Source organism: Streptomyces sp. NPDC020731 (assembly GCF_044334705.1).
GTDB lineage: Bacteria > Actinomycetota > Actinomycetes > Streptomycetales > Streptomycetaceae > Streptomyces.
Genome location: NZ_JBIRTN010000022.1, coordinates 118,294 through 143,238, shown reverse-complemented (window position 1 = coordinate 143,238; position 24,945 = coordinate 118,294). Strand labels below are relative to the sequence as shown.

The following is a 24,945-nucleotide window of genomic DNA, read 5'->3' as shown; positions in this document are numbered from 1 at the left end:
CGGGGGGGGCGCCGGTGCCGCGGGGGGGGGGGGGGGGGGGGGGGGGGCGCGCCGGGGGGGGGGGGGGGGGGGGGGGGCCCCCGGCCCCCCCCCCCCCCCCCCCCCCCACCACCGTGGTCTGCTTCTTCGCGTCGGTCCTGATGTGCCGTCGGCTCTCACCCGTGCCGCCCGTCGAGCACGCCGCCAAGCCGTCGTTGCGCGGCATCGCCGAAGGGGCCAGGTACGCCTGGTCGCGGCCGGTGCTGCTCGGCACGTACGCGGTGGACCTGGCGGCGATGTTCTTCGCCTTCCCCAACACCATCTTCCCCTTCCTCGCCGACGAGCTCGACGCCGACTGGGCGCTGGGCCTGATGTACTCGGCGGGCGCCGTCGGATCGCTGCTGGTGAGCCTGACCAGCGGCTGGGTGTCACGGACGCAGCGGCACGGCCTGCTGGTGGTGTTCGGCGCCGCCGGCTGGGGCCTGGCCATGGCGGCGGCCGGCTGGACGCCGAACGTCTGGCTGGTACTGGTCTTCCTCGGCCTGGCGGGAGCGGGGGACATGCTGAGCGGTCTTGGCCGCTCGACCATCTGGAACCAGACCATCCCCGACCGGCTGCGCGGCCGGCTCGCCGGCATCGAGGTCCTCTCCTACAGCATCGGTCCCCAGCTCGGCCAGGTCCGCGCCGGGGCGATGGCCGGCTGGACCGGCGCCCGCCCGGCGATCTGGACCGGTGGACTGGCCTGCGTCGCGGCGGTGGGCCTGCTCACCGCCGCGCTGCCCGGGCTGGTCGGTTACGACGCCCGCACCGACGAGGACGCCCGCCGCCGCGCCGCCGAGGGCACCGGATCCGCACCGGACCGTGAGGACGCCGGCGTCGATCGGTAGCCTGCTGACCGATCAGGGCCGAACAGATGGGCAACGTTGCCGGCACGCGCGAACCCCGAGGTGAGAGATGCAGTTCACCACCCGCCCCACCCTCCAGGGCACCTTCGGAATGGTGTCCTCCACCCACTGGCTGGCCTCCCAGTCGGCGATGGCCGTGCTGGAGGACGGCGGCAACGCCTACGACGCCGCCGTGGCCGGGGCCTTCGTCCTGCACGTCGTCGAGCCGCACCTCAACGGACCGGCCGGTGAGGTGCCGATCCTGCTGGCGCCGGCCGGCGGTGAGGTGCGGGTGCTGTGCGGGCAGGGCGTTGCCCCGGCCGGGGCGAGCGTCGCCCACTACAAGGGACTCGGCCTGGACCTCGTCCCCGGCACCGGACCGCTCGCCGCGGCCGTGCCCGGTGCCTTCGACGCCTGGATGCTCCTGCTGCGCGACCACGGCACCAAGACCCTCGCCGACGTCCTAAAGTACGCCGTCGGGTACGCCGAGGACGGGCACGCTCCCGTGGAGCGCGTCGGCGGGACCGTCGAGACCGTACGCGAACTGTTCGAGACGGAGTGGCCCTCCTCGGCCGAGGTGTACCTGCCCGGCGGCCGGGCCCCGCGCCCCGGTGAACTGCTGCGCAACCCCGCCCTCGCCGCCACCTGGAAGCGGCTGCTGTCCGAGGTCGCCGGGGAGGGGGACCGGGAGGCGCAGATCGACGCCGCGCGGGAGGTGTGGCGGACCGGGTTCATCGCCGAGGCCCTGGTCCGGCAGGCCCGGCGCCCCACCATGGACACCAGCGGGGAGCGCCACACCGGCACCCTGACCGCCGCCGACCTCGCCGACTGGTCCGCGACCTACGAGACCCCGGTGACGTACGACTGGAACGGCTGGACCGTGTGCAAGGCCGGCCCCTGGAGCCAGGGCCCGGTCCTGCTCCAGCAACTCGCCCTGCTCCCGCCGGAACTGCCCCGCTACGGTTCCGCCGAGTACCTGCACCTGCTGATCGAGGGCTGCAAGCTCGCCATGGCCGACCGCGAGGCCTGGTACGGGGACGCGGCCGAGGTGCCGCTCGACGACCTGCTGTCGGCCGAGTACAACACCGAGCGGCGGACCAGGGTCGGCCCCCGCGCCTCCCACGACCTGCGGCCCGGCAGCCCCGGCGGGCGCACCCCCCGGCTGAGCGCCCACGCGCGCAGGGTGGTCACCGAGGACCCCGGCTTCAGGCCGATGGGCGTCGGCGAGCCGACCGTCGCCAAGAGCCCGACGTCCCCCGTGCCCGGCGAACCCGACGTCCTTGCCGACGGTGGCACCCGCGGCGACACCTGCCACCTGGACATCGTCGACCGCTGGGGCAACATGATCGCGGCCACCCCCAGCGGCGGCTGGCTCCAGTCGAACCCCGTCGTGCCCGAACTGGGCTTCCCGCTCGGCACCCGGCTGCAGATGACCTGGCTGGAGGAGGGACTGCCGGGCACCCTCACCCCCGGTCGCCGCCCCCGGACCACCCTCACCCCGTCCATAGCCCTGCGCGACGGGGTGCCCGTCATGGCGTTCGGCACGCCCGGCGGGGACCAGCAGGACCAGTGGCAGCTGCACTTCTTCCTCGCGGTCGCCCTGCGCGAGAAGGTACGCGGCGGACTCGACCTCCAGGGCGCCATCGACGCCCCCAACTGGCACAACGACAGCTTCCCCGGCTCCTTCTACCCGCGCGGCATGCGCCCCGGCAGCGTCACCGTCGAGTCCCGCACGGACCCGGCGGTGGTGGAGGCGCTGCGCCGCCGCGGCCACGAGGTGACGGTCGGTGACGCCTGGTCGGAGGGCCGGCTCTGCGCCGTCGCCCGGGACCCGGCCACCGGCGTCCTCTCGGCGGCGGCCAATCCGCGCGGCCAGCAGGGCTACGCGGTGGGCCGCTGAGCCCACGACGCCACGGGCCGGCACCCCATTTTCATCCCGATAACACCTGGAGTGCACCGGGCGGGTGGGGATTGTCAGTGGCGCGTGCTCTCATGGAGGCATGATCGAGAACAACGAAACCATCGACGAGTTTCTCGCCCGGCACACCTCCGACGTGGAGGAACTGGTCCGCAAGGCCGCGGCGCAGGAGATCATGCCGCGCTGGCGGCGGCTCGCCGACCACGAGGTGGACCTCAAGGCCGGCCCGCACGACCTGGTGACGGACGCCGACCGCAACGCCGAGCTGTACCTCACGGACGCGCTCGCCGCCCTGCTGCCCGGCTCGGTCGTGGTCGGCGAGGAGGCGGTGCACGCCAACCCGGCGTCGTACGAGGCGATACAGGCCGAGGCGCCGGTGTGGATCGTCGACCCCGTCGACGGCACCCGCCAGTTCGTGCACGGCGACACCGGCTTCTGCACCCTGGTCGCCCTCGCGCGGGGCGGAGTGGTGTACGCCTCCTGGACCTACGCCCCCGCCCGCGACCAATTCGCCACGGCCGTAAGGGGACAGGGGGCCCGCCTCGACGGCGAGCGGCTGCGCGCGGGTTCCCCGGAACCCGGCCGCGATCTCCGCGTGGCCACCTCCCACCCGGACTACACCACGGACGAGCAGAAGCGCGCCCTGCTCGGCCTGTGGACGGACGGCGTGGCCCCCCGCGCCTGCGGCTCGGCCGGACTGGAGTATCTGGCCATCGCCCGCGGCGAGTCGGACGCGACCGCGTTCAGCTGGGAAGCCGCCTGGGACCACGCGGCCGGTCTGCTCCTCGTGGAGGAGGCGGGCGGCACCCACCTCACGCGCGCGGGCGAGCCCTTCAGCATCAAGGGCGGCAACACCCTGCCCTTCACCGCGGCCCGCGACGCGGCCACCGCCCGCCGGGTGGTGGAACTGCTGACGGACGGAGCCTGATCACCCCCCTCGTCGGAGGCCCCAGGAGAACGTCAGCGGTCCGGCATATCCTGATCCTCCAGTGGCCGTCGGCTGACAAAGGAGTCCGAAGGTGCCGTCGATGCTCGATGCGGTCGTGGTGGGCGCGGGGCCGAACGGGCTGACCGCTGCCGTCGAGCTGGCCCGGCGCGGCTTCTCGGTGGCCCTGTTCGAGGCGAAGGACACCGTCGGTGGCGGCGCCCGCACCGAGGAACTCACCCTCCCCGGCTTCCGCCACGACCCGTGCTCCGCCGCCCACCCCCTCGCCGTCAACTCACCCGCGTTCCGCGCCCTGCCGCTGGAGCGCTATGGCCTGGAGTGGCTGCACCCCGAACTCCCCATGGCGCACCCCTTCCCCGACGGCACGGCGGCCGTGCTGTCCCGGTCGGTCGGGGAGACGGCCGCCTCCTTCGGGCCGCGCGACGCCGGCACGTACCGCCGGCTCGTCGAACCCTTCCTGCCCAAGTGGGACACCCTGGCCCGCGACTTCATGTCGCTGCCGCTGACCGCGCTGCCCCGCGACCCGGTCACCCTCGCCCGCTTCGGCCTGGCCGGCCTGCCCCCGTCGACCTGGCTCACCCGCCGCTTCCGCGACGAGCGGGCCCGCACCCTGTTCGCCGGCCTCGTCGCCCATGTCATGGCCCCTCTCGGCGGCTTCGCCACCGGCGCCGTCGGCCTGGTCTTCGCCCTCGCCGCGCACGCCCGCGGCTGGCCCGTCGCCCGGGGCGGCTCCCAGGCCATCTCCGACGCCCTCGCCGCGTATCTCGAGGACCTCGGCGGCAGCGTCCACACCGACTACGAGGTCAAGCGCCTCGACGACCTGCCACCGGCCCGGGCGTACGTCTTCGACACCTCGCCCACCGCCCTGGCCCGCATCGCCGGCTTCGGCAACCACTACGCGAACTACCGCTACGGCCCCGGCGTCTTCAAGATCGACTATGCGCTGGACGGCCCCGTCCCGTGGACCGCGCCCCAGGCCCGTACCGCCGGCACCGTGCAGATCGGCGCGGACAGCGACGAGATCGCCACCGCCCTGCGCGCCGCCTCCCGCGAGGGACGCGCCCCCGACGCGCCCTTCCTCATCACCGTGCAGCCAGGCGTCGCCGACCCCACCCGGGCCCCGGCCGGCAAACACGTCTTCTGGGCGTACGGCCATGTGCCGAACGGCTGGACCGGCGACCTCACCGACGCCCTGGAACGCCAGCTGGAGCGCTACGCCCCCGGTTTCCGCGACCGCGTCCTGGCCCGCGCCACCGCGGGACCGCCCGAACTCGCCGCCCGCAACGCCAACTACGTAGGCGGAGACATCGCCTCCGGCGCGGTCTCGGGACTCCAGCTCCTGCTGCGTCCCAAACTCTCCCTGTTCCCCTACGCGACCCCGCACCCGGCCGTCTTCATCTGCTCGTCGGCCACCCCGCCCGGCCCCGGCGTGCACGGCATGTCGGGGCACAACGCGGCGAAGGCCGTCTGGAGGAGGCTGCGCCGGACATGACCACCACGATCACGCTCGTCCAGGGCGACATCACCCACCAGAGCGCCGACGCGATCGTCAACGCGGCCAACTCCTCCCTGCTCGGCGGGGAGGCGTGGACGGCGCGATCCACCGCCGGGGCGGACCGGGGATCCTGGCCGAATGCCGCGCCCTGCGCGCTTCCAGGTACGGCAGGGGTCTGCCGACCGGTCAGGCGGTCGCCACCACCGCGGGCCGCCTCGAAGCCCGCTGGGTGATCCACACCGTCGGCCCGGTGCATCAGGCTTCAGGCAGTGATCCCGCGCTGCTCGCCTCCTGCTACCGGGAGTCGCTTCGCGTGGCCGACGAGCTGGGTGCCCGGACGGTCGCGTTTCCGGCGATCTCCACCGGCGTGTACCGGTGGCCGATGGACGACGCGGCCCGCATCGCGGTGGAGACGGTGCGGAACACGCCGACCGCCGTCGAAGAGGTGAGGTTCGTTCTCTTCGACGACCGGGCGTACGAAGCGTTCGCCCGGCAACTCGGCTGACGGGAACCACGGGAGCCGCGCAGCCGGCCGAGCGCCGCCGACAGCGGGGTCCGAAGCACCGGGTGACGGGCGCCGAGGCCACCGCCGCCCGCGGTGACGACACCGGCGACGCCCGGCGGCTGTCCGCACACCTGCCGGCGATGCTCCCCACCGGCCCGGCCCGGCCCGGCCCGGCCCGGCCGCGGCGCACGGCCGACCGGCCGGCCGGCCGTGCGCCGTGCGCCGCGGGACGCGGGACGCGGGACGCGGGAAAGGTGACCAGGAGGGTACGCGCGGGGGTCGGTGGAGTGACATCTCGGACGTCTTGCCGGCCATCTGCCCCCGCTACGCTGCCGCGGTGGCCGTGAACCGATTCGATTCCGCCGTCGTGGACGCGAGGGGGCGGCGCTCCGTGCGCGGTGTGGTGCCCGGCGAGGACGGGGGACGGCGCGGGGCCGATCAATTCCCCTGCGCCCGGAGCCGTACCTTCCGGCCTTTTCGTCCTCCGCGCGCCCGCGTCACGGTGCCCGGCACCCCACCGGACAGCGGGTGACGCTCTCGAAGGGGCGGAGAAGGGCCCCGACCGGTGGGTGCACGGCCGGGTGACCGGGACGGCGCGGGACCTGTCGGGCCGGTCCGGGGCCGTGCGGCACGAGCGAACGGACCTGCCCTGCCCGGCCGGGCGGATCGCCGACGGCCGGGAGGCGAGCGCGGCGGACGGTGCCGTGCCCGTCACCCCGGTGGAACGCTCTTCGTGCGGCGGCCGTCCACGCCCGGTGGAGGCCGGTGATGTTCCGAACCCGGCACCGCGCCCCGGCCACGGGGCACCGCGAGCGTGCGGCCGCCGTGCGGCGGACAACCGTGAGACCGAAGGAGAACGAGCAATGTCACGCCAGAACAGGTCAGGTGGCGGCGCGTCCGCCCGCCCGGCCGGCACCGACGGCGGGTCACCGGTCCGTCGCGCGGTGGTGCTGTCCCCGGTGGGCGACGACGTGCAGCAGGCCGTGCTGCGGCCCGCCCCGCACCGTGGCACGGAGACCACGAGCGACACCGTCACCGCCGAAGGCACCGCGAGGGCCGGCGAGACCGGCCGGGACGAGACGGGAACCCCCTCCACGGCCGAGTCCGGGATGACCTCGGCCGCGAGCGAGCCGGGGGCACGGGAAGAGGCCGCGGAACCGGGTGCGGACCGCGGGGAACGGCCGGAGACAGTGGCGGGCACCGCCACGCCGGCCCGCACCGCGTCACCGGACGGCACGGCGTCACCGGACGGCACGGCGTCACCGGCCCGCACCGCGGAGCCCCTGTCCGGACCGGCTGCCGCACTCGGTGGCGCCCGCCGGTCCGGCGGGGCCGGGAGGGGGAGCGACGACGGCGACGGTGCGCCGGGGCGGCCGAAGGCCCCCATGCTGGCCGCCGCCGGAATCGCCGGGGTGATCCTGCTCGCCGTACCGCTGTTGATCATGGCCGGCGACGACCGGGACGAGCGGCCCGAGGGGCACGCCACCGCGGCCGCCGACTCCCGGGCGCTGCTCGACGGTCAGGAAGCACAGCAGCCGCCGGGTGTTTATGCCGCGGGGCCCTCGAAGGGCGGCGCTCCGGCGGACTCGTCGAAGGACGAGGAAGGCGACGACGGGAAAGACGGGAAGAAGGCGAGGGACGGGGAGGCGGAGGTGAAGGACGACGGCAAGGCGCCCCCGGACGACTCCGGCTCCGTCGCCGACGCAAGCCCGCGGGCCGCCTCGCAGGGAAAGAAGGAGGAGGACACGGCGAAGGAGTCGGACCGGCGGACCGAGAGGAAGGCGGACACGACGGTCACCGTCGCCGCCGCCCGGATCGTCAGCGCAGACACCGGCAAGTGCCTCACCGCGAGTTCCCGGGGAGTCGGGGCGGAACTGGTCATCCAGCCCTGCGGAGCCCCGGAAGGCGCCCAGATCTGGTCCTTCCACGACATCGACAGCACCCTGCGCATCGGCGAGGACCTGTGCATGGGGCTGGACGGCGGGTCGGTGGAGAAGGACACGGCCGTCCGGCTGCAGCGGTGCGACGGGTCGAGCGGGCAGAAGTTCAAGATCAACAGTACCGAGGACCTGGTGTCGCTCAAGGCCGGCAACAAGTGCGTCGACGTGTGGTGGGGCGAGGAGGCCGACGGCACGCCGGTCAAGCTGTGGCCCTGCACCGGCACCGCCAACCAGACCTGGCGGCGCGGCTGATTCCGTCCCCGGACCCGGAGTGCCGCCACCCGCAGCCGGCGGCGGCATCGGTGTCGACGGGCCCGTCCTCCGGGCCCGTCCTCCCGTGGCGGGCGGTCGCAGTGGGTGTGCGGCGCGCGGACGTGCGAGGCGTTCGCCGCGCGGCGTCCGGAGGTCAGTGTCCGCCCTCGCCCGGCAGGCACGTGCCCTCGACGGTGCGGCCGACGACCTCCACATCGGCGTGGCCGGTGGCGTCGACCGTGCCGTTGACGCACACCCGGCCCTTGCCGCCGCCGAGCAGCACACCGTGATCGGGGACCGCGAAACCCTTTGTCCGTAGCTCGAGCGCCTCCGGCCGTACTCCGATGGCGTCGGCGGCCGCCGCGCGGAGCCCGTTCTCCGTGGGTCCGGCGTCCGCCGACTTCCCCAACGCGGCGGCCAGCGCCTTCGCCCGTGGCGCGGCCGCCTCCTTCTGCTCCGCCGTGATGGTTATCCGCTCGCGGTACGCGTGGTTCTCCGCCAGCCGCTGGTTCCAGTCGAAGGGGATGCAGGGGGAAGGCGTCGGCCCCCGTTCCTCGGGAAGGGGGCAGTAGCCCTGCGGCTCGGGCGAACGGGCCGGCGTACCGGCGCATCCGGCCGTCACGGCGACGAGCAGGAGGATCGGCAGGGCGGCGAGAAGGCGGGGGCATGTCCGTGGCATGAGCAGATCATTCCAGACGGGGAATCCCGGAAGCTCCGGCCGAAACACCAGGAACGAACAGAGTCCGACGGGATCATTGCTTCGTTTGTGTTCGAGTCCTAGGGTGTGGCTGGCTCAGTAATCGCTCCGTCACCACTGGTTGCGATGTCCCCCTGTCGCAACGCCCCGTCCGGCAACGCGTCGAGGGGGAGTCCGACGTGCCCTCAGTCCGTGCAGCGCTCTGTCGTACCGAGGAAGGCCACGGTCATGCCGCACCCGCACACGTCTCCCGCCGGCCGGTCCCCCCACGGGGGACCGCCGGTCGTCAGCCGCCGCCGTCTCCTGGAGTCCGGCGCCGCCGCGCTCGGCGCCCTCGCCCTGCCCGCCTCGCCCGTCGCGGCGCACGCGGCCGGCCGGCCGGCGGCGGCCGACACGCCCCCGGAGTGGAACGACTTCGGCGTCTTCCGGCTCGGTACCCAGCCGCCGCACACCACGCTCATGCCGTACGCGGACGTGCGACAGGCCCTCACCGCCGACCGCACCCGCTCGCCCTACCGGCAGAGCCTCGACGGCACCTGGAAGTTCGCCTACGCCGACCGCCCCGAGGACCGGGACGCCGACTTCCACCGCACCGACACCGACGACGGCGACTGGGAGACCATCCCGGTCCCGTCCGTGTGGCAACTGCACGGCCACGACTTCCCGATCTACCTGAACATCACCTACCCGTACTGGGGCCCCAACGGCCGTGGCGAGGACCCGCAGCCGCCCGCCGCCCCGACCCGCTACAACCCGGTCGGCCAGTACCGGCGCACCTTCACCGTCCCGCGCGACTGGCGGGGACGGCGCACCTTCCTCCACTTCGAGGGCGTCAAGTCCGCCCACTACGTGTGGATCAACGGCGAACTCGTCGGCTACGACGAGGACTCCTACACGCCCTCCGAGTACGACATCACCGACCACCTGAAGCCCGGCACCAACCAGATCGCCGTCGAGGTGTACCGCTACGCCGACGGCGACTGGCTGGAGGACCAGGACATGATCCGGCTGAGCGGCATCTTCCGCTCGGTGTACCTGTACTCCACCCCGGCCGTGCACCTGCGCGACTTCAAGCTGGACACCCCGCTGAACGACACATACACGCAGGCCGAGCTGGCGGTCACCGCGAGCGTACGGGCGTACGGCGGCGGCGAGTCCGGCCGGTACACCGTGGAGACCCAGCTGTACGACGCGCGCGGCCACGCCGTCTGGTCCCGTCCGCTCGAGCAGACCGCCGACCTCGGTACGGCCGGCGCCGGCGAGGACGTCACCGTGCGGGCCTCGAAGGCCGTGGCCGGGCCCCGGCTGTGGTCGGCCGAGCACCCGGACCTCTACACGGCCGTCCTCAGACTCCGCGACCCGGCCGGCAAGGTGGTCGAGACCCTGTCCCACCGCGTCGGCTTCCGCGAGTTCGCCATCGAGGACGGGCTGATGCGGATCAACGGCCGACCCGTCTCCTTCCGCGGCACCAACCGCCACGAGATGCACCCGTCCCGCGGCACCGCCCTCACCCGCGAGGACCTGGTCGAGGACATCACGCTCATCAAGCGGATGAACATGAACTCCGTCCGCACCTCGCACTACCCCAACAACCCGCTGTGGTACGAACTCGCCGACGAGTACGGCCTCTACCTCGTCGACGAGACCAACCTCGAGACCCACGGCATCCGTTCCGAGTACCCGGGCGACCACCCGGAGTGGACGGCGGCCTGCGTCGCCCGCGCCCGGAACATGGTCCACCGCGACAAGAACCACCCCTCGGTGGTCATCTGGTCGCTCGGCAACGAGGCCGGCGGCGGCACCACCTTCACCGCCATGCACGACTGGATCCGCTCCTACGACGCCACCCGCGTCATCCAGTACGAGGGCGACGACCGGCCGGGGATCAGCGACATCCGCTCGGAGATGTACGAGAGTCCGTCACGCGTCGAGCAGCGGGCGAAGGACACCGCCGACACCCGGCCGTACGTCATGATCGAGTACTCCCACGCGATGGGGAACTCCAACGGCAACTTCAAGAAGTACTGGGACGTCGTCCGCCGCCACGACGTCCTCCAGGGCGGCTGGATCTGGGACTTCGTCGACCAGTCCCTCTACACGCCCGTCCCCGCCCGCACCCTGCTCACCGAGTCCGGTCCGGCCGGCCTGCGCGGCGAGATCCTCGCCACCCGCGGCAGCCTCGACCGGGACAAGGGCCTCTCCGGCATCACGGTCTTCGAACGCGACGACAGCCTCGACCTCACGGGTTCACTGACCCTGGAGGCATGGGTCACCCCCGACGTGACGGGTTACCACCAGCCGATCCTCGCCAAGGGCGACACCCAGTACGCGCTCAAGCAGACCGACGACACCCTGGAGTTCTTCATCCACTCCGGCGGCCAGTGGATCACCGCGAGCTGGGTGCTGCCGGACGACTGGACCGGCCGCGAACACCACATCGCGGGCGTCTTCGACGCGGACGCCGGCACGCTGACCCTGTACGCCGACGGCGCGGTGAAGGGCACCCGGACCACCACCCGGCGCCCCAGCAGCAACACCGCGCCGCTCGCCCTCGCCTCCGACGCCGACAACCAGACCCGGGAGTTCAGCGGCACCATCCGCCGCGCCCGCGTCTACGCGCGCGCCCTCACCGCCACCGAGCTGGCCTCGGACGACCGGGGGCCCGGTGACGACGGTGTGCGGTTCTGGTTCGACGCCGCCACCGTCGGGGCCGACAGGAAGCGGCCCAAGGAGAGGACGTTCCTCGCCTACGGTGGCGACTGGGGCGACAACCCCAACGACGGCGCGTTCGTCGCGGACGGCGTCGTCACCGCCGACCGCGGTCACACCGGCAAGGCCGCCGAGGTCAAACGCGTCTACCAGGCGATCAACGTCGCCCGCGGCTCCGACGAGGGCGTCCCCGGCGCCGTCACCCTCACCAACGAGTACCTGTTCACCGACCTCCGCGAGTTCGACGGCCGTTGGGAACTCGTCGCCGACGGCGAGGTCGTACGGCGGGGAAGGCTGACCCGGGACCAGCTGGACGTGGCGCCGCTGTCGGGGAAGGACATCACCCTGCCCGTACGCCTGCCGAAGGACCCGGACCCGGGCACGGAGTACTTCCTCCAGCTCTCCTTCACCACCAAGGAGTCCACACCGTGGGCCGAGGCCGGCTTCGAGGTGGCCCGGCAGCAGCTCCCGCTCGACGCCGGAAGCCCGGCCGTGACCCCCGTACCCCTGGACAGCGTCCCGGCCCTGCGCCACGAGGACCGCGAGGAGGACATCCGGATCACCGGCAGGGACTTCTCGGTCACCGTCGACAGGAGCAGCGGCACCATCACCTCCTACGAGGCGAAGGGCACCCGCCTGATCACCTCCGGACCGGTGCCCAACTTCTGGCGGGCGCCCACCGACAACGACCGCGGCAACGGCCAGCACACCCGCAACCAGACCTGGCGCGACGCCGGCGCCCGGCGGAAGGTCACCGACGTCACCGTACGGGCCCTCGGCGAGCGGGCCGTCGAGATCACGGTCGGGGGCACGCTGCCCACCACCGTGGAGTCGACGTACACCACCACCTACACGGTGTTCGGCAACGGCGAGATCAAGGTAGACAACACCCTGCACCCGGGCGCCGCGAACCTGCCGTACATCCCGGAGGTCGGCACACTGCTGTTCCTGCCGCGCCGCCTGGACCGCCTGCACTTCTACGGCCGTGGCCCCGAGGAGAACCACTGGGACCGCAACACCGGTACCGACGTGGGCCGTTACACGTCGACCGTGGCCGACCAGTGGACCCCCTGCATCCGTCCGCAGGAGAACGGCAACAAGACCGATGTCCGCTGGGCCGCCCTCACCGACGACGACGGGCGCGGTCTGCTGGTGTCGGGCGCACCCCTCCTGGAGATCAACGCCTCGCACTTCACCCCGGAGGACCTGTCGGCCGGCGTCCGGCACGACTACCAGCTGACGCCACGGGACGCGGTCGTCCTGCGGGTCAACCACCGTCAGATGGGCGTCGGCGGCGACAACAGCTGGGGCGCGCACACCCACGACGAGTTCAAACTCTTCGCCGACCGGGACTACGCGTACACCTACCGTCTTCGCCCGCTCACCGACGTGGGCGGGGCGACGGCGGCCTCGCGCCGGCCCACGGCGACCGAGTAGGGGGCACACGCGGGAGCCCGGGGTACCCGGGCTCCCATGGGTGACATTCTGGTCGGGGCCTGTTCGTGGACGGACCGCCAACTCGTGGCGAGCGGGTGGTACCCGCGCGGCCGGCGGGACGCCGAAGGGCGGCTGCGGCACTACGCCTCCAGGCTGCCCGTCGTCGAGGTGGACTCCGGCTACTACGCGCTGCCCAGCCGCCGCAACAGCGAGCTGTGGGTGGAGCGCACACCGGACGGCTTCCGCTTCGACGTCAAGGCGTTCTCGCTGCTGACCGGTCACCCCACCCGGCCGGAGGCGCTCCCCGCCGACCTGCGGGACCGGCCGGTGGACGGCGCCCTGCTGGACGAGGTGTGGGGGAGGTTCACGGAGGCGGTCGAGCCGCTGCGCGAGGCCGGGCGGCTGGGCGCCGTACTGTTCCAGTTCCCGCCCCGGTTCGCGCCCGGAGCCCCGGCCGAGCGGGCACTGGAGGAGTGCGCGCGGCGCGCGGCGGGCTGGCCGCTCGCCGTCGAGTTCCGGCATCCGGCGTGGTGGGAGGCGGAACGGGCCGGGGACACCCTCGCGCTGCTGTCCGGGCTGGGCGCGACGGCCGTCGGCGTGGACATGGCCCAGGGGCTCACCGGCTCCCTGCCTCCCGTCGTGCCCGTCAGCCGTCCCTCGCTCGCCGTCGTACGGTTCCACGGCCGCAGCAGGGCCTGGGGGAGGGGCAGCAAGGAGGACCGCTTCCGCCACGACTACGACGTGGCCGAACTCGCCGCCTGGGTCCCCCGGTTGCGCCGCGCGGCCCGGCAGACGGACGAGCTGCACGTATTGTTCAACAACTGCTGTGCGGACGCCGCCGTACGCGCGGCCGAGACCATGCGGGGGCTGCTCACCCCGCGGCGTCGCTGATCCCCAGCCGCAGGTGCTCCACGTGGTAGACGGCCTGGTCGAGCAGCTCGGCGACATGGTGGTCGTGCAGCGCGTACACCACGGAACGGCCCCGGCGCTCGCCGATCACCAGGCCCAGATTGCGCAGCAGCCGCAGCTGGTGAGAGCAGGCCGACTGCTCCATGCCCACCTCCGCCGCCAGCTCCGTGGCCGGCAGCGGGCCCTCGCGCAGCCGGGCGAGGATCAGCAGCCGGGAGGGCGTGGACAGGGCCTGGAGCGTGGTGGCGACCTTCGCGACGTTGTCCGCGTCCAGGCGCACCCGCTCGGCCTCGTCTCGCGGGATGACGGCTCCATGACCCATGAGGACATCCTACCCATCGCATATGAACGCATGAATGAGTCTTCATGTGTTCCTGTATGGTGGCCGGGTGTCCGTGACTCTCGCTCCCGCGCCCCGGTCGTCCGTCGGTGTCCCGGCGCCGCGCCGCCGTACCCGTGTCCTCGCCCTCCCGGAAGCCCGGTGGGCGCTCGCCGCGCTCGTCGCCTTCCTGGCGGGGCTCGCCGCCGATCTCGGCGGTGCGCCGGGCTGGGCCGGCGGAAGCCTGTACGCCGTGGCCTACGTGTGCGGCGGTTGGGAACCGGCTCTCGAAGGGCTGCGCGCACTGCGTGAGAAGACCCTCGACGTCGACCTGCTGATGATCGTCGCCGCGCTGGGCGCCGCCGCGATCGGGCAGGTCCTCGACGGCGCCCTGCTCATCGTCATCTTCGCCACCTCCGGCGCCCTGGAGGCCCTGGCCACCGCCCGCACCGCCGACTCCGTACGCGGCCTGCTCGACCTCGCGCCCACGACGGCGACCCGGGTCACCGAGAGCGGCGAGGAGACGGTCCCCACCGCCGAACTCGCCGTCGGTGACCTCGTGCTGGTCCGCCCGGGGGAGCGCATCGGCGCCGACGGAACGGTCCTGGACGGCGTCGGCGAGGCCGACCAGGCCACCATCACCGGTGAATCCCTGCCGGTCGTCAAACGCCCCGGCGACGAGGTCTTCGCCGGCACCCTCAACGGCACCGGCGCCCTGCGCGTCCGGGTCGGCCGCGACCCCGCCGACTCGGTCATCGCCCGCATCGTGACCCTGGTCGAGGAGGCCTCCCGCACCAAGGCGCCGACCCAGCTCTTCATCGAGAAGATCGAGCAGCGGTACGCGGTCGGCGTGGTCGTCGCCACCCTCGCCGTGTTCGGCGTTCCGCTCGCCTCCGGAGAGAACCTCACCGACGCCCTGCTCCGGGCGATGACCTTCATGATCGTCGCCTCGCCGTGCGCGATCGTCCTCGCCACCATGCCGCCCCTGCTGTCCGCCATCGCCAACGCCGGCCGCCACGGCGTCCTCGTCAAGTCGGCGGTCGCCATGGAACGCCTCGGCGAGATCGACGCGTCCGCCCTCGACAAGACCGGCACCCTCACCGAAGGCACCCCCGAGGTCACCGCCGTACGCCCGCTGCCCGGCTCCGGCCTGGACGAGGGCGCCCTCCTCACCCTGGCCGCCTCCGCCGAGCACTCCAGCGAGCACCCGCTGGCCCGCGCCGTGGTGACCGCCGCCCGCACCCGCGGCCTGTCCCTCGCCCCCGCCACGGACTTCACCGCCACACCCGGCCACGGCATCACCGCCACGGTGAACGGGGCCGTGATCACCGTCGGACGCGGGGACCCGGCGGAGGCGGAGCACGGTGAGACCGTCGTCCGCGTCACCCGCGACGGCACCCCCGTGGGCACCCTCGCCCTCACCGACCGGCTCCGCCCCGACGCCCCGGCCGCCACCTCCGCCCTGACGGCCCTCACCGGCACCACCCCCGTCCTCCTGACCGGCGACAACGCCCACGCCGCCGCCCGCGTGGCCACCGCGACCGGCCTCACGGACCTCCGCGCCGGCCTCCTCCCCGAGGACAAGGTGAACGCCGTACGGGACCTCCAGGACGCAGGCCGCAAGGTGCTGTTCGTCGGCGACGGCGTCAACGACGCGCCCGCCCTCGCCGCCGCACACGCCGGCGTCGCGATGGGCCGCGCGGGCTCCGACCTGGCCCTGGAGACGGCGGACGCGGTCGTCGTACGCGACGAACTCGCCGCCGTGCCCGCGGTCGTACGGCTCTCCCGCACCGCCCGCCGGCTCGTGACGCAGAACCTGGTCATCGCGGGCACGGCCATCACCGGCCTCGTCCTGTGGGACCTCATCGGCCATCTCCCCCTGCCGCTCGGCGTCGCCGGCCACGAGGGATCCACCGTGCTGGTCGGCCTGAACGGGCTGCGGCTGCTCCGCGCGTCGGCATGGCGATCCGGGCAGCCGCAGGACACGTGACGTCGATGTCGGATTCCCGCCAGACCGGGGCGCCGGCCGTGCCCGATCCTTGAGGCATGCAGAAGGGGATGCACACCGACACCGAGCGCTGCGTGCGCGCCGTGCGGTCGAAGGACGCGCGGTTCGACGGCTGGTTCTTCACCGCCGTCCTGACCACCGGCATCTACTGCCGGCCCAGCTGCCCGGTGGTCCCGCCCAAGCCCGGGAACATGGTCTTCCACCCGAGCGCGGCGGCCTGCCAGCAGGCCGGATTCCGGGCCTGCAAACGCTGCCGGCCCGACACCAGCCCCGGCTCACCGGAGTGGAACCAGCGGGCCGACGCGGTGGCCCGCGCCATGCGGCTGATCGCCGACGGCGTCGTGGACCGCGAGGGCGTCCCCGGTCTCGCCGCCCGGCTCGGCTACAGCACCCGGCAGGTCGAACGCCAGCTGCTCGCCGAGCTGGGCGCGGGTCCCCTCGCGCTCGCCCGCGCCCAGCGCGCCCAGACCGCGCGGCTGCTCATCGAGACCACGGACCTGCCGATGGCGCAGATCGCCTTCGCGGCCGGCTTCTCCTCCATCCGCACCTTCAACGACACCGTCCGCGAGGTCTACGCACTCGCCCCGGGCGACCTGCGCACCCGGGCACCGAAGAACGCCTCCCGCGCCACCCCCGGAGCGCTCTCCCTCCGCCTGCCGTTCCGCGCCCCGCTCAACCCCGACAACCTCTTCGGCCACCTCGCCGCCACCGCCGTACCCGGCGTGGAGGAGTGGCGGGACGGTGCCTACCGGCGCACGCTGCGCCTGCCGTACGGGCACGGCATCGTCGCGCTCACCCCACGTCCCGACCACATCGCCTGCCGCCTCACCCTCGCCGACCCCCGCGACCTCACCGTCGCCATCAGCCGCTGCCGCCGCCTGCTCGACCTGGACGCGGACCCGGTCGCCGTCGACGAGCAGCTGCGCGCGGACCCGGTCCTCGCACCCCTCGTCGACAAGGCACCCGGCCGCCGCGTGCCGCGCACGGTCGACGCGGCGGAGTTCGCCGTCCGGGCCGTCCTCGGCCAGCAGGTCTCCACGGCCGCCGCCCGCACCCACGCGGCCCGCCTGGTCACCGCGCACGGCACCCCCGTGGACGACCCCGAGGGCGGGCTCACCCACCTCTTCCCGTCCCCCGAGGCACTGGCCGCGCTCGACCCCGAGACCCTCGCCATGCCCCGCACCCGCCGCACCACGTTCACCACTCTCGTACGCCGACTCGCCGACGGCGACCTCCACCTGGGTGCCGAGAGCGACTGGCCCGAGACCCGCGCCCTGCTCCTCGCCCTCCCCGGCTTCGGCCCCTGGACGGCCGACGTCATCGCCATGCGCGCCCTGGGCGACCCCGACGCCTTCCTCCCCACCGACCTCGGCATCCGCCGCGCCGCCCGCGAACTGGGCCTGCCCTCCACCCCGGCCGCCCTCACCGCGCGCGCGGCGGCCTGGCGGCCCTGGCGGGCGTACGCGGTCCAGTACCTGTGGGCGACGGACAGCCACCCGATCAACTTCCTGCCGGTGTAAAGAAACCAGGGACCCGTAACCGATGAAGCAGCACACCGTGACCGACAGCCCCTACGGCCCGCTGACGCTCGTCGCCGACGACGGCGTCCTGTGCGGCCTCTACATGACCGACCAGCGCCACCGCCCGCCCGAGGAGACCTTCGGCTCCCCCGACGACACCCCCTTCGCCGAGGCGCGGGAGCAGCTCTCGGCGTACTTCGCGGGCGAGTTGAAGGAGTTCGCCCTCGAAATACGCCTGCACGGAACCCCGTTCCAGCGCCGCGTCTGGGACCGGCTGACCCGCATCCCGTACGGCGAGACCCGCACCTACGGCCAACTCGCCGACGCCCTCGGCAACTCCAGAGCATCCCGCGCGGTGGGTCTCGCCAACGGCCGCAACCCGATCGGCATCATCGTTCCCTGCCACCGCGTCATCGGCGCGAGCGGGAGCCTCACCGGCTACGGCGGCGGCCTGGAGCGGAAGCAGCGCCTGCTGGACTTCGAGCGCGGAACCGCCTTGTTCTAGGCGGCGATCCGGTGCAGCAGCCCGGGCAGCGAAGTGCCGATCGGTTCCCGGATCACCTCGTCGGCGAGATCGTCGTACGGGGTGGGCCCGGCGTTGACGACGATCAGTCGGGCCCCGTGGTTGGCGGCCACCTCCGCGAGCCCGGCGGCGGGGTGGACCTGGAGACTGGTACCCACCGCGATGAAGACGGTGCACGCCTTGCTGATCGCCGCCGCCTCGCCGAGCACCACGGGATCGAGCCGCTCGCCGAACATCACCGTCGCCGGCTTGAGGACGCCGCCGCAGTGCGGACACGGCGGATCGTCCTCACCTGCCTCGACGCGGGCGAGGGCGTCCTCCATCGGGCCGCGCGCGTGGCACTTGGTGCACACCACGCTCCGTGCCGTGCCGTGGAGTTCGAGCACCTTGCGGTCCGGCATTCCGGCGAGCTGGTGCAGCCCGTCCACGTTCTGCGTGATCACCCGCACCGGCACCCCGGAGCGCTCCAGCCCGGTCACGGCGCGGTGCGCGGCGTTCGGCTCGACGCCGAGCGCGAAGTTCTCCCGTCGCATCTGCCAGGAACGGCGGCGGATCTCCGGGTCGCCCATGTAGTACTCGTACGTCACGAGCTTCTCGGCCTCGGGATCGCGGCGCCACAGTCCGTCGGGCCCGCGGTAGTCCGGGATGCCGGAGTCCGTGCTGACACCGGCACCGGTGAGGAGGGCGACGAGGAGCTTGCTCATGCGGCCGAGGGTAGGCCGCGGGGCGCCGGTCCGGCGAGCGGATATCGCCCCGCGCCGGCTCAGCGCACCCGGTACCCGTCCTCCAGCTCCGCGGTGCCCGAACCGTCGGCGAGGACGTCCAGCGCGGCCAGCGCCCGGCGCCCCAGGGAGCCGTGGAGGTACTCGGCCAGTTCCTCACGCGGAACGAGCCGCCAGGACAGCAGCTCCGACTCCTGCAGCAGGATCGCCGCGAGGTCGTCCGCGCCGAGCACGCCACCGTCGTACAGATACGCCACCAGCGGCGGCCGGCCCGGCCCGCGCACCCAGTCCACCGCCAGCAGCCGTCCCAGCTCCCGGTCCAGCCCGATCTCCTCGGCCGTCTCCCGCCGCGCTCCCTCGCGCGGGCTCTCCCCGTCGTCCGACTCGACCGTCCCGCCGGGCAGCGCCCACCCCTCCCGGTAGTTCGGCTCGACGAGCAGCACCCGCCCCTCCTCGTCCCGGAAGAGAGCGGCGGCTCCGGCGAGGACACGGGGGAGGGAGGCGACGTAGGTAGCGAAGTCCTGGACAGGCTGAGTGGTGGTCATGCCCGGAAGGGTAACCGTGGCGCCGGGTACCGCCGCGGGCACGGAGCCGGCCGTGCGGGGCGCACGGCAGCACACGCCGGTCCCGTGATCGACACTGAAGGCGCGTGCGCCGGGGGCACGGACTTCAGGCCTTTGCCTGCGCCAGCCGCAGCGTTCGTTCGGCCAGTTCGCTGATCCGGACCCCGTCGAAGCCGAAGACGGCGCTGCGGACCGTGTCCTGGAGCGGGTCCTTCCACCGGGCCGGGACGGCCGTCGCGCCGCACAGGACGCCCGCCACCGAGCCCGCCGTCGCACCGTTGGAGTCGGTGTCCAGGCCGCCGCGCACGGTCAGGGCGATGGTGCGGGTGAAGTCGCCGTCGCCGTACAGCAGGCCGGCGGTGAGGACGGCCGCGTTCGGGACCGTGTGGATCCAGCCGAGGCCCGTCGTCTCCCCGGCGAGCGTGGTGAGCGTGTCCTCCCAGGCCAGTCCCGCCTCGTGCAGGGAGGCCACCCGGCGCACGGTCCGGGCGAGACGGCTGCTCGCCGGGATCACCGTCAGTGCCTCGTCCACGGCGTGCCGCACCGTGGGTGCCGTGAACGCCGCCGAGACCAGCGCCGCCGCCCACATCGCGCCGTACACCCCGTTCCCCGTGTGGGACAGCACCGCGTCCCTGCGGGCCAGCGAGGCGGCACGGCGCGGGGCACCCGGAGAGGTCCAGCCGTGGATGTCGGCGCGGATGAGGGCGCCGATCCACTCCTGGTAGGGGTTGTCGTAGGTGGCCGTGAGCGGGGGTTTGAGGCCGTTCGCGAGGTTGCGGTAGGCCGCCCGCTCCGCCGTGAAGGTCTGCAGGTACGGCAGCCGCAGCAGCCACAGGTCGCCCACCTGCTCGGTGCTGAAGGCGAAGCCGTGGGTCTCCAGCAGGTCGAGACCGAGGATCGCGTAGTCGATGTCGTCGTCCCGGCAGCTGCCGTGGACGCGGCCGCGGACGCAGGACCGCCACTCGGGGCGCAGGTCGAGGCCCTCGCTCTCGGTCGGCGGCTCGGGAAGGTAGTCGGTGAGGGGGAGGGCGCCCGTCCGCCGCAGGTAGCGGTCGATGCGCTCGCGCGTCCACACCTCGCCCTGTTCCACCGGTTTGCCGAGCATGTTGCCCGCGATCCGGCCCACCCAGCCCCCGAGGATGCGGTCGGCGAGTCCCGGCTCCGTGTCCACAGCGTTCATGGCGGTCATGGGTCCGGTCTACCCGATTCCGGGCCGTTCCACGGGCTGGGCAGGGCATGGCGGCGACCGTGCCCGCCGGTTAAGGTCACAGCGGCGCGACTGGCCTTGACATGCGCGCGAGGCCCGGAGAACGAGGGGAATGCAAGTGGCGGACGCTGCAGGGAGCGGCACTCGTACGGCACGGCCGGCACAGCGGGTGCTCGTCGCCGCGGACAAGTTCAAGGGGTCGCTGACGGCCGTCGAGGTCGCCGAGCGGGTGACGGCCGGGCTGCGCCGGGTCGTACCGGACCTGGTGGTCGAGGCGCTGCCGGTGGCCGACGGCGGCGACGGCACCGTGGCCGCGGCGGTCGCGGCCGGGTTCGAGCGGCGGGAGGTGCGGGTCGCCGGCCCTCTCGGTGACGAGGTGACCGCGGCGTACGCGCTGCGCGGTGACACGGCCGTCGTGGAGATGGCGGAGGCGAGCGGGCTGCAGCGGCTGCCGACCGGGGTGTTCGCACCGCTCACGGCGTCGACGTACGGCTCGGGTGAGCTGCTGCGGGCCGCGCTGGACGCGGGGGCGACGCGCGTGGTGTTCGGGGTGGGCGGCAGTGCCACCACCGATGGCGGTGCGGGCATGCTGTCCGCGCTGGGCGCACGGTTCGTGACGGCCGGGGGCGAGCCGGTGGCGCCGGGGGGCGGAGGGCTCGCCGAGGTGGCGTCCGCCGATCTGTCCGGGCTGGACCCGCGGCTGTCGTCGGTCGAGTTCGTGCTCGCCAGTGACGTCGACAATCCGCTGACCGGGCCCAAGGGGGCGCCGGCGGTGTACGGCCCGCAGAAGGGGGCCTCGCCGGAGGACGTGGAGGCGCTGGACGCGGCACTCGCGCACTTCGTGAAGGTGCTGGAGGGGGCGGTGGGGCCGAAGGCCGCGGAGTACGCTGCGTCCCCCGGGGCGGGCGCGGCCGGCGGTATCGGCTACGGCGCGCTGCTGCTCGGGGCCGGGTTCCGGCCCGGTATCGAGGTCATGCTGGACGTGCTGGGGTTCGCGCCGGCGCTGGAGCGGGCGGATCTGGTGATCACGGGGGAGGGGTCCCTGGACGAGCAGACGCTGCACGGGAAGGCCCCCGTGGGTGTCGCCACTGCCGCTCGGGCGGCGGACAAGGACGTCGTCGCGGTGTGCGGACGGCTGGCGCTGCCGCCGGAGGTCCTGGGGCGGGCGGGGATCCGGCGGGCGTACGCGCTGACGGACCTCGAGCCGGACGTGGCTGTGTGCATCGCGGATGCGGGGCCGATCCTGGAACGTACGGCGGAGCGGATCGCGCGGGACTTCCTGAGCTGACGCGAGCGTTTTCCGCTCCCACCGCCCTTTCCCTTCCCGACCCCCGGGGGCTACGCCCCCGGACCCCCGCGTCGGCCCTGGGTGGGCCTCGTCCTCGAACGCCGGACGGACTGTGGGGGCCTGCGGTCCCTTTTCAGGTGACCGAGTCGGGTGGTGGGCGGGCACAGCGACGCCCCCACCCGCGCCGGGCGCAAAAGAAACGGGCCCCGGACCCGACCAGGGTCCGGGGCCGAGAGCGACCGCACGCGTTACGGCAACTGCGTCGCCCGCGCCTCACGGCGGTTGTCGCGGAAGTTGTTCACCCGCCGCGCCGTCGCGAACAGCGGGATCACCGCCCCCATCACCAGCTGCAGCGCACAGCCCGTCTGCAGCAGCAGCTGGCCGCTCGGCGCGTCGAACGCCCACGCCGCCAGCAGGCCCATCGACAGCACGATCCAGGAGAGCATGGCCACCGCGAGGCGGCCCCGCGGCTTCGGGTACTCCACCCGGCTCACCATCAGCCACGCCGTACCGATGATCGCCAGCAGCGTCGCCACGAACGGCAGCTCCAGCAGCACGATCGAGACGACCGTCAGCGCCCCGAACGGCGACGGCATGCCCTGGAAGGTGCCGTCCTTCACCGTGACGCAGGAGAACCTCGCCAGCCTCAGCACCACCGCCAGCAGCACCACGATCGCCCCGACCGCGGCCACTCTCTGGTGCGCGTCGTCCGCGACCATGCCGTAGACCAGGACGAAGTACGCCGGCGCCAGACCGAAGCTGATCAGGTCGGACAGGTTGTCCAGCTCCGCGCCCATCGGCGAGGAGCGCAGCTTGCGCGCCACCAGGCCGTCGAACAGGTCGAAGACCGCCGCGCACAGCATCAGGATGACGGCGGTGGCCGCGCTGTGGCGGGCCATGCCCGTCTCCTGGCTGCCCTGGAGGTGCGGGATCAGGATGCCGGTGGTGGTGAAGTACACCGCCATGAAGCCACAGGTGGCGTTGCCCAGGGTGAGGGTGTCCGCTATCGACAGCCGGAGCGAGAGGGGCATCTCCTCCTCGTCGTCCACCTCGTCGGCCTCCGGCACCCAGCCGGTCTGTGTCTCGGGATCAACCACGGTCAATGCGAGTCACCCCAGCCACGGTCTTCTGACCGACCTCGACGGCCACCTCCACGCCCTCCGGCAGGTAGATGTCGACGCGCGAGCCGAAGCGGATCAGACCGATGCGCTCGCCCTGCTCGACCTTGGTGCCCTGGGGCACGTAGGGGACGATGCGGCGGGCCACCGCGCCGGCGATCTGGATCATCTCGATGTCACCGAGCTCGGTGTCGAAGTGCCACACGACGCGCTCGTTGTTCTCGCTCTCCTTGTTGAAGGCGGGAACGAAGCCACCGGGGATGTGCTCGACCGACGTCACCGTGCCGGACAGCGGCGCCCGGTTCACGTGGACGTTGAGCGGGCTCATGAAGATCGCGACGCGGGTGCGGCCGTCCTTCCACGGCATGATGCTCTGCACCACACCGTCGGCGGGCGAGATGACCCTGCCCTGGGTGATCTCGCGCTCGGGGTCGCGGAAGAACCACAGCATCCCCGCCGCCAGGGCGGTGGCGGGGACGGCGACGGCCTTGGCGGCACCCGAGCGGCGGGCGCGCAGAAGGCTGACGGCTGCGGTGGCGACGGTCGGCAGAAGCCACGGCGATGCTCCGCGCGCGAGGCGTACGCCGACGAGGCTGTCGCGGTGTGCAGAGGTTTGGCTGTGGGGCATGGATGACCTTCGTAGCGGATGATGCCGCGCACTTGCGGGGGACGGCGGCTTTCCGGCGATCGTAGCGGCTCCGGGCCGTAACTGGGTAAGCCAGTCAGCCGAGTCGACAGCCGAAGAGTGCATACGGGGTGTGATCCTCTTCTCCAAGAAAGCACCCCGTATCCGGACATCTAACCCTGGAATCGATACTCTTCGAGCAGTCGGCGGCCGATGATCATTTTCTGGATCTCGGCGGTGCCTTCACCGATCAGCAGCATCGGCGCCTCCCGGTAGAGGCGCTCGATCTCGTACTCCTTGGAGAAGCCGTAGCCGCCGTGGATCCGGAAGGCGTCCTCCACGACCTCCTTGCAGTATTCGGAGGCGAGGTACTTCGCCATCCCTGCTTCAAGGTCGTTTCGTTCACCGGAGTCCTTTTTGCGTGCCGCGTTCACCATCATCGCATGCGCGGCCTCCACCTTGGTAGCCATCTCCGCCAGCTTGAACTGGATGGCCTGGTGCTGGGCGATCGGCTTGCCGAAAGTGTGACGCTGCTGGGCGTACCGGACGCCGAGCTCGAAGGCACGCTGAGCGACACCGCAGCCACGCGCCGCCACGTTGACGCGGCCGACCTCGACACCGTCCATCATTTGGTAAAAACCCCGGCCGGTGACCCCGCCGAGCACCCGGTCGGCGGGAACCCGCAGGTCGTCCATGACGAGCTCGGTCGTGTCGACGCCCTTGTAGCCCATTTTGTCGATCTTGCCGGGGATGGTCAGGCCGGGGCGGACCTCGCCGAACCCGGGCTCCTTCTCCAGGAGGAAGGTCGTCATCGACTTGTGCGGCGCCGTACCCTCGGGGTGACCCTCGTCACTCCGCACCAGTACGGCCACCAGCGACGACGTGCCGCCGTTCGTCAGCCACATCTTCTGGCCGTTCAGGACGTACTCCTCGCCGTCCCGCACCGCCTTCGACGTGATTGCCGACACGTCGGAGCCCAGAGCCGGCTCCGACATCGAGAAGGCGCCGCGGATGTCGCCGGCCGCCATACGCGGCAGGAAGTGGTCCTTCTGCTCCTGCGTGCCGTGCTGCTTGAGCATGTACGCCACGATGAAGTGCGTGTTGATGATGCCGGACACCGACATCCAGCCGCGGGCGATCTCCTCGACGCACAGGGCGTACGTCAGGAGGGACTCGCCCAGACCGCCGTACTCCTCGGGAATCATCAGGCCGAACAGGCCGAGTTCCTTCAGGCCGTCGACGATCTGCTGCGGGTACTCGTCGCGGTGCTCCAGCTCGGTGGCGACCGGGATGATCTCCTTGTCCACGAAGTCGCGGACGGTGGTCAGGATCTCCTGCTGGACGTCGGTCAGACCGGCGGTCTGGGCGAGGCGCGCCATAG

Annotated in this window: 19 protein-coding genes and 1 pseudogene; 12 read left to right on the top strand and 8 right to left on the bottom strand. The window is 73.0% G+C overall.

Features of this window, described 5'->3' with window-relative positions:
• The 6 genes and pseudogenes from ACH4VX_RS29890 to ACH4VX_RS29865 form a co-directional block, all read left to right on the top strand.
• On the top strand, positions 1-866 hold an 866-nt coding region (locus tag ACH4VX_RS29890), incomplete at its 5' end, for an MFS transporter (protein WP_398371709.1).
• Between the two features lie 67 nt (positions 867-933).
• Positions 934-2,763, top strand: coding sequence for a gamma-glutamyltransferase family protein (locus ACH4VX_RS29885; RefSeq protein WP_398371708.1), 1,830 nt, complete (start codon positions 934-936; stop codon positions 2,761-2,763).
• 100 nt (positions 2,764-2,863) lie between these two features.
• The gene (locus ACH4VX_RS29880; protein ID WP_398371706.1) at positions 2,864-3,709 is read left to right on the top strand and encodes an inositol monophosphatase family protein; all 846 of its coding nucleotides are present in this window, start codon (positions 2,864-2,866) and stop codon (positions 3,707-3,709) included.
• A 100-nt stretch (positions 3,710-3,809) separates the two neighbouring features.
• Positions 3,810-5,219 carry a phytoene desaturase family protein gene (locus tag ACH4VX_RS29875; protein WP_398371705.1) on the top strand — a complete coding sequence of 470 codons (1,410 nt, stop codon included), beginning with the start codon at positions 3,810-3,812 and terminating at the stop codon, positions 5,217-5,219.
• Positions 5,216-5,727 (top strand): annotated as a pseudogene (locus tag ACH4VX_RS29870) (O-acetyl-ADP-ribose deacetylase). The gene ACH4VX_RS29875 and the pseudogene ACH4VX_RS29870 overlap by 4 nt, the downstream one beginning before the upstream one ends.
• Before the next feature lie 863 nt (positions 5,728-6,590).
• A complete protein-coding gene (locus ACH4VX_RS29865) occupies positions 6,591-7,919 on the top strand; it encodes a ricin-type beta-trefoil lectin domain protein (RefSeq protein WP_398371703.1) in 1,329 nt (442 codons plus the stop codon).
• Positions 7,920-8,073: 154 nt separating this feature from the next.
• Here the strand turns inward: ACH4VX_RS29865 and ACH4VX_RS29860 are convergent, their stop codons facing one another.
• A complete protein-coding gene (locus ACH4VX_RS29860; protein ID WP_398371701.1) occupies positions 8,074-8,598 on the bottom strand; it encodes a precorrin-3B C(17)-methyltransferase in 525 nt (174 codons plus the stop codon).
• 246 nt (positions 8,599-8,844) lie between these two features.
• Here ACH4VX_RS29860 and ACH4VX_RS29855 point away from each other — a divergent pair, with 246 nt between their 5' ends.
• Both ACH4VX_RS29855 and ACH4VX_RS29850 read left to right on the top strand, forming a co-directional pair.
• Positions 8,845-12,762, top strand: coding sequence for a glycoside hydrolase family 2 TIM barrel-domain containing protein (locus ACH4VX_RS29855; RefSeq protein WP_398371699.1), 3,918 nt, complete (start codon positions 8,845-8,847; stop codon positions 12,760-12,762).
• A gap of 36 nt (positions 12,763-12,798) precedes the next feature.
• Complete coding sequence (locus tag ACH4VX_RS29850) at positions 12,799-13,653, top strand: DUF72 domain-containing protein (protein WP_398371698.1); 855 nt, start codon at positions 12,799-12,801, stop codon at positions 13,651-13,653.
• Here the strand turns inward: ACH4VX_RS29850 and ACH4VX_RS29845 are convergent.
• Entirely contained in the window at positions 13,634-13,993 is a 360-nt protein-coding gene (locus ACH4VX_RS29845; RefSeq protein ID WP_398371696.1) for an ArsR/SmtB family transcription factor, read from the bottom strand. The two genes, ACH4VX_RS29850 and ACH4VX_RS29845, sit on opposite strands and share 20 nt — an antisense overlap.
• Positions 13,994-14,027: 34 nt before the next feature.
• On the opposite strand from ACH4VX_RS29845, the gene ACH4VX_RS29840 reads away from it, so the two are divergent.
• The 3 genes from ACH4VX_RS29840 to ACH4VX_RS29830 are packed head-to-tail and all read left to right on the top strand — an operon-like array spanning position 14,028 to position 18,023.
• Positions 14,028-15,980 carry a heavy metal translocating P-type ATPase gene (locus ACH4VX_RS29840; RefSeq protein ID WP_398371694.1) on the top strand — a complete coding sequence of 651 codons (1,953 nt, stop codon included), beginning with the start codon at positions 14,028-14,030 and terminating at the stop codon, positions 15,978-15,980.
• A 56-nt stretch (positions 15,981-16,036) separates the two neighbouring features.
• Positions 16,037-17,518, top strand: coding sequence for an AlkA N-terminal domain-containing protein (locus tag ACH4VX_RS29835; protein WP_398371692.1), 1,482 nt, complete (start codon positions 16,037-16,039; stop codon positions 17,516-17,518).
• A 22-nt stretch (positions 17,519-17,540) separates the two neighbouring features.
• Positions 17,541-18,023, top strand: a complete 483-nt coding sequence (locus ACH4VX_RS29830) for a methylated-DNA--[protein]-cysteine S-methyltransferase (RefSeq protein WP_398371690.1) — start codon at positions 17,541-17,543, stop codon at positions 18,021-18,023.
• Here the strand turns inward: ACH4VX_RS29830 and ACH4VX_RS29825 are convergent.
• The 3 genes from ACH4VX_RS29825 to ACH4VX_RS29815 form a co-directional block, all read right to left on the bottom strand.
• Entirely contained in the window at positions 18,020-18,745 is a 726-nt protein-coding gene (locus ACH4VX_RS29825) for an SIR2 family NAD-dependent protein deacylase (protein WP_398371689.1), read from the bottom strand. The two genes, ACH4VX_RS29830 and ACH4VX_RS29825, sit on opposite strands and share 4 nt — an antisense overlap.
• A 59-nt stretch (positions 18,746-18,804) precedes the next feature.
• Positions 18,805-19,308 (bottom strand): NUDIX domain-containing protein, encoded by a 504-nt coding sequence (locus ACH4VX_RS29820; protein ID WP_398371688.1) that lies wholly within the window; start codon positions 19,306-19,308, stop codon positions 18,805-18,807.
• A gap of 124 nt (positions 19,309-19,432) precedes the next feature.
• Entirely contained in the window at positions 19,433-20,506 is a 1,074-nt protein-coding gene (locus tag ACH4VX_RS29815; RefSeq protein WP_398371750.1) for an ADP-ribosylglycohydrolase family protein, read from the bottom strand.
• 139 nt (positions 20,507-20,645) lie between these two features.
• On the opposite strand from ACH4VX_RS29815, the gene ACH4VX_RS29810 reads away from it, so the two are divergent.
• Complete coding sequence (locus ACH4VX_RS29810; RefSeq protein WP_398371687.1) at positions 20,646-21,821, top strand: glycerate kinase; 1,176 nt, start codon at positions 20,646-20,648, stop codon at positions 21,819-21,821.
• Positions 21,822-22,069: 248 nt separating this feature from the next.
• On the opposite strand, the gene pssA is transcribed toward ACH4VX_RS29810, so the two are convergent.
• The 3 genes from pssA to ACH4VX_RS29795 all read right to left on the bottom strand — a co-directional run bounded on the left by pssA (position 22,070) and on the right by ACH4VX_RS29795 (position 24,943).
• Positions 22,070-22,888, bottom strand: a complete 819-nt coding sequence (gene pssA, locus ACH4VX_RS29805; protein WP_398371748.1) for a CDP-diacylglycerol--serine O-phosphatidyltransferase — start codon at positions 22,886-22,888, stop codon at positions 22,070-22,072.
• A 22-nt stretch (positions 22,889-22,910) separates the two neighbouring features.
• A complete protein-coding gene (locus tag ACH4VX_RS29800) occupies positions 22,911-23,567 on the bottom strand; it encodes a phosphatidylserine decarboxylase (protein ID WP_398371686.1) in 657 nt (218 codons plus the stop codon).
• A gap of 170 nt (positions 23,568-23,737) precedes the next feature.
• Complete coding sequence (locus ACH4VX_RS29795; RefSeq protein WP_398371685.1) at positions 23,738-24,943, bottom strand: acyl-CoA dehydrogenase family protein; 1,206 nt, start codon at positions 24,941-24,943, stop codon at positions 23,738-23,740.
• Between the last annotated feature and the right edge of the window lie 2 nt (positions 24,944-24,945).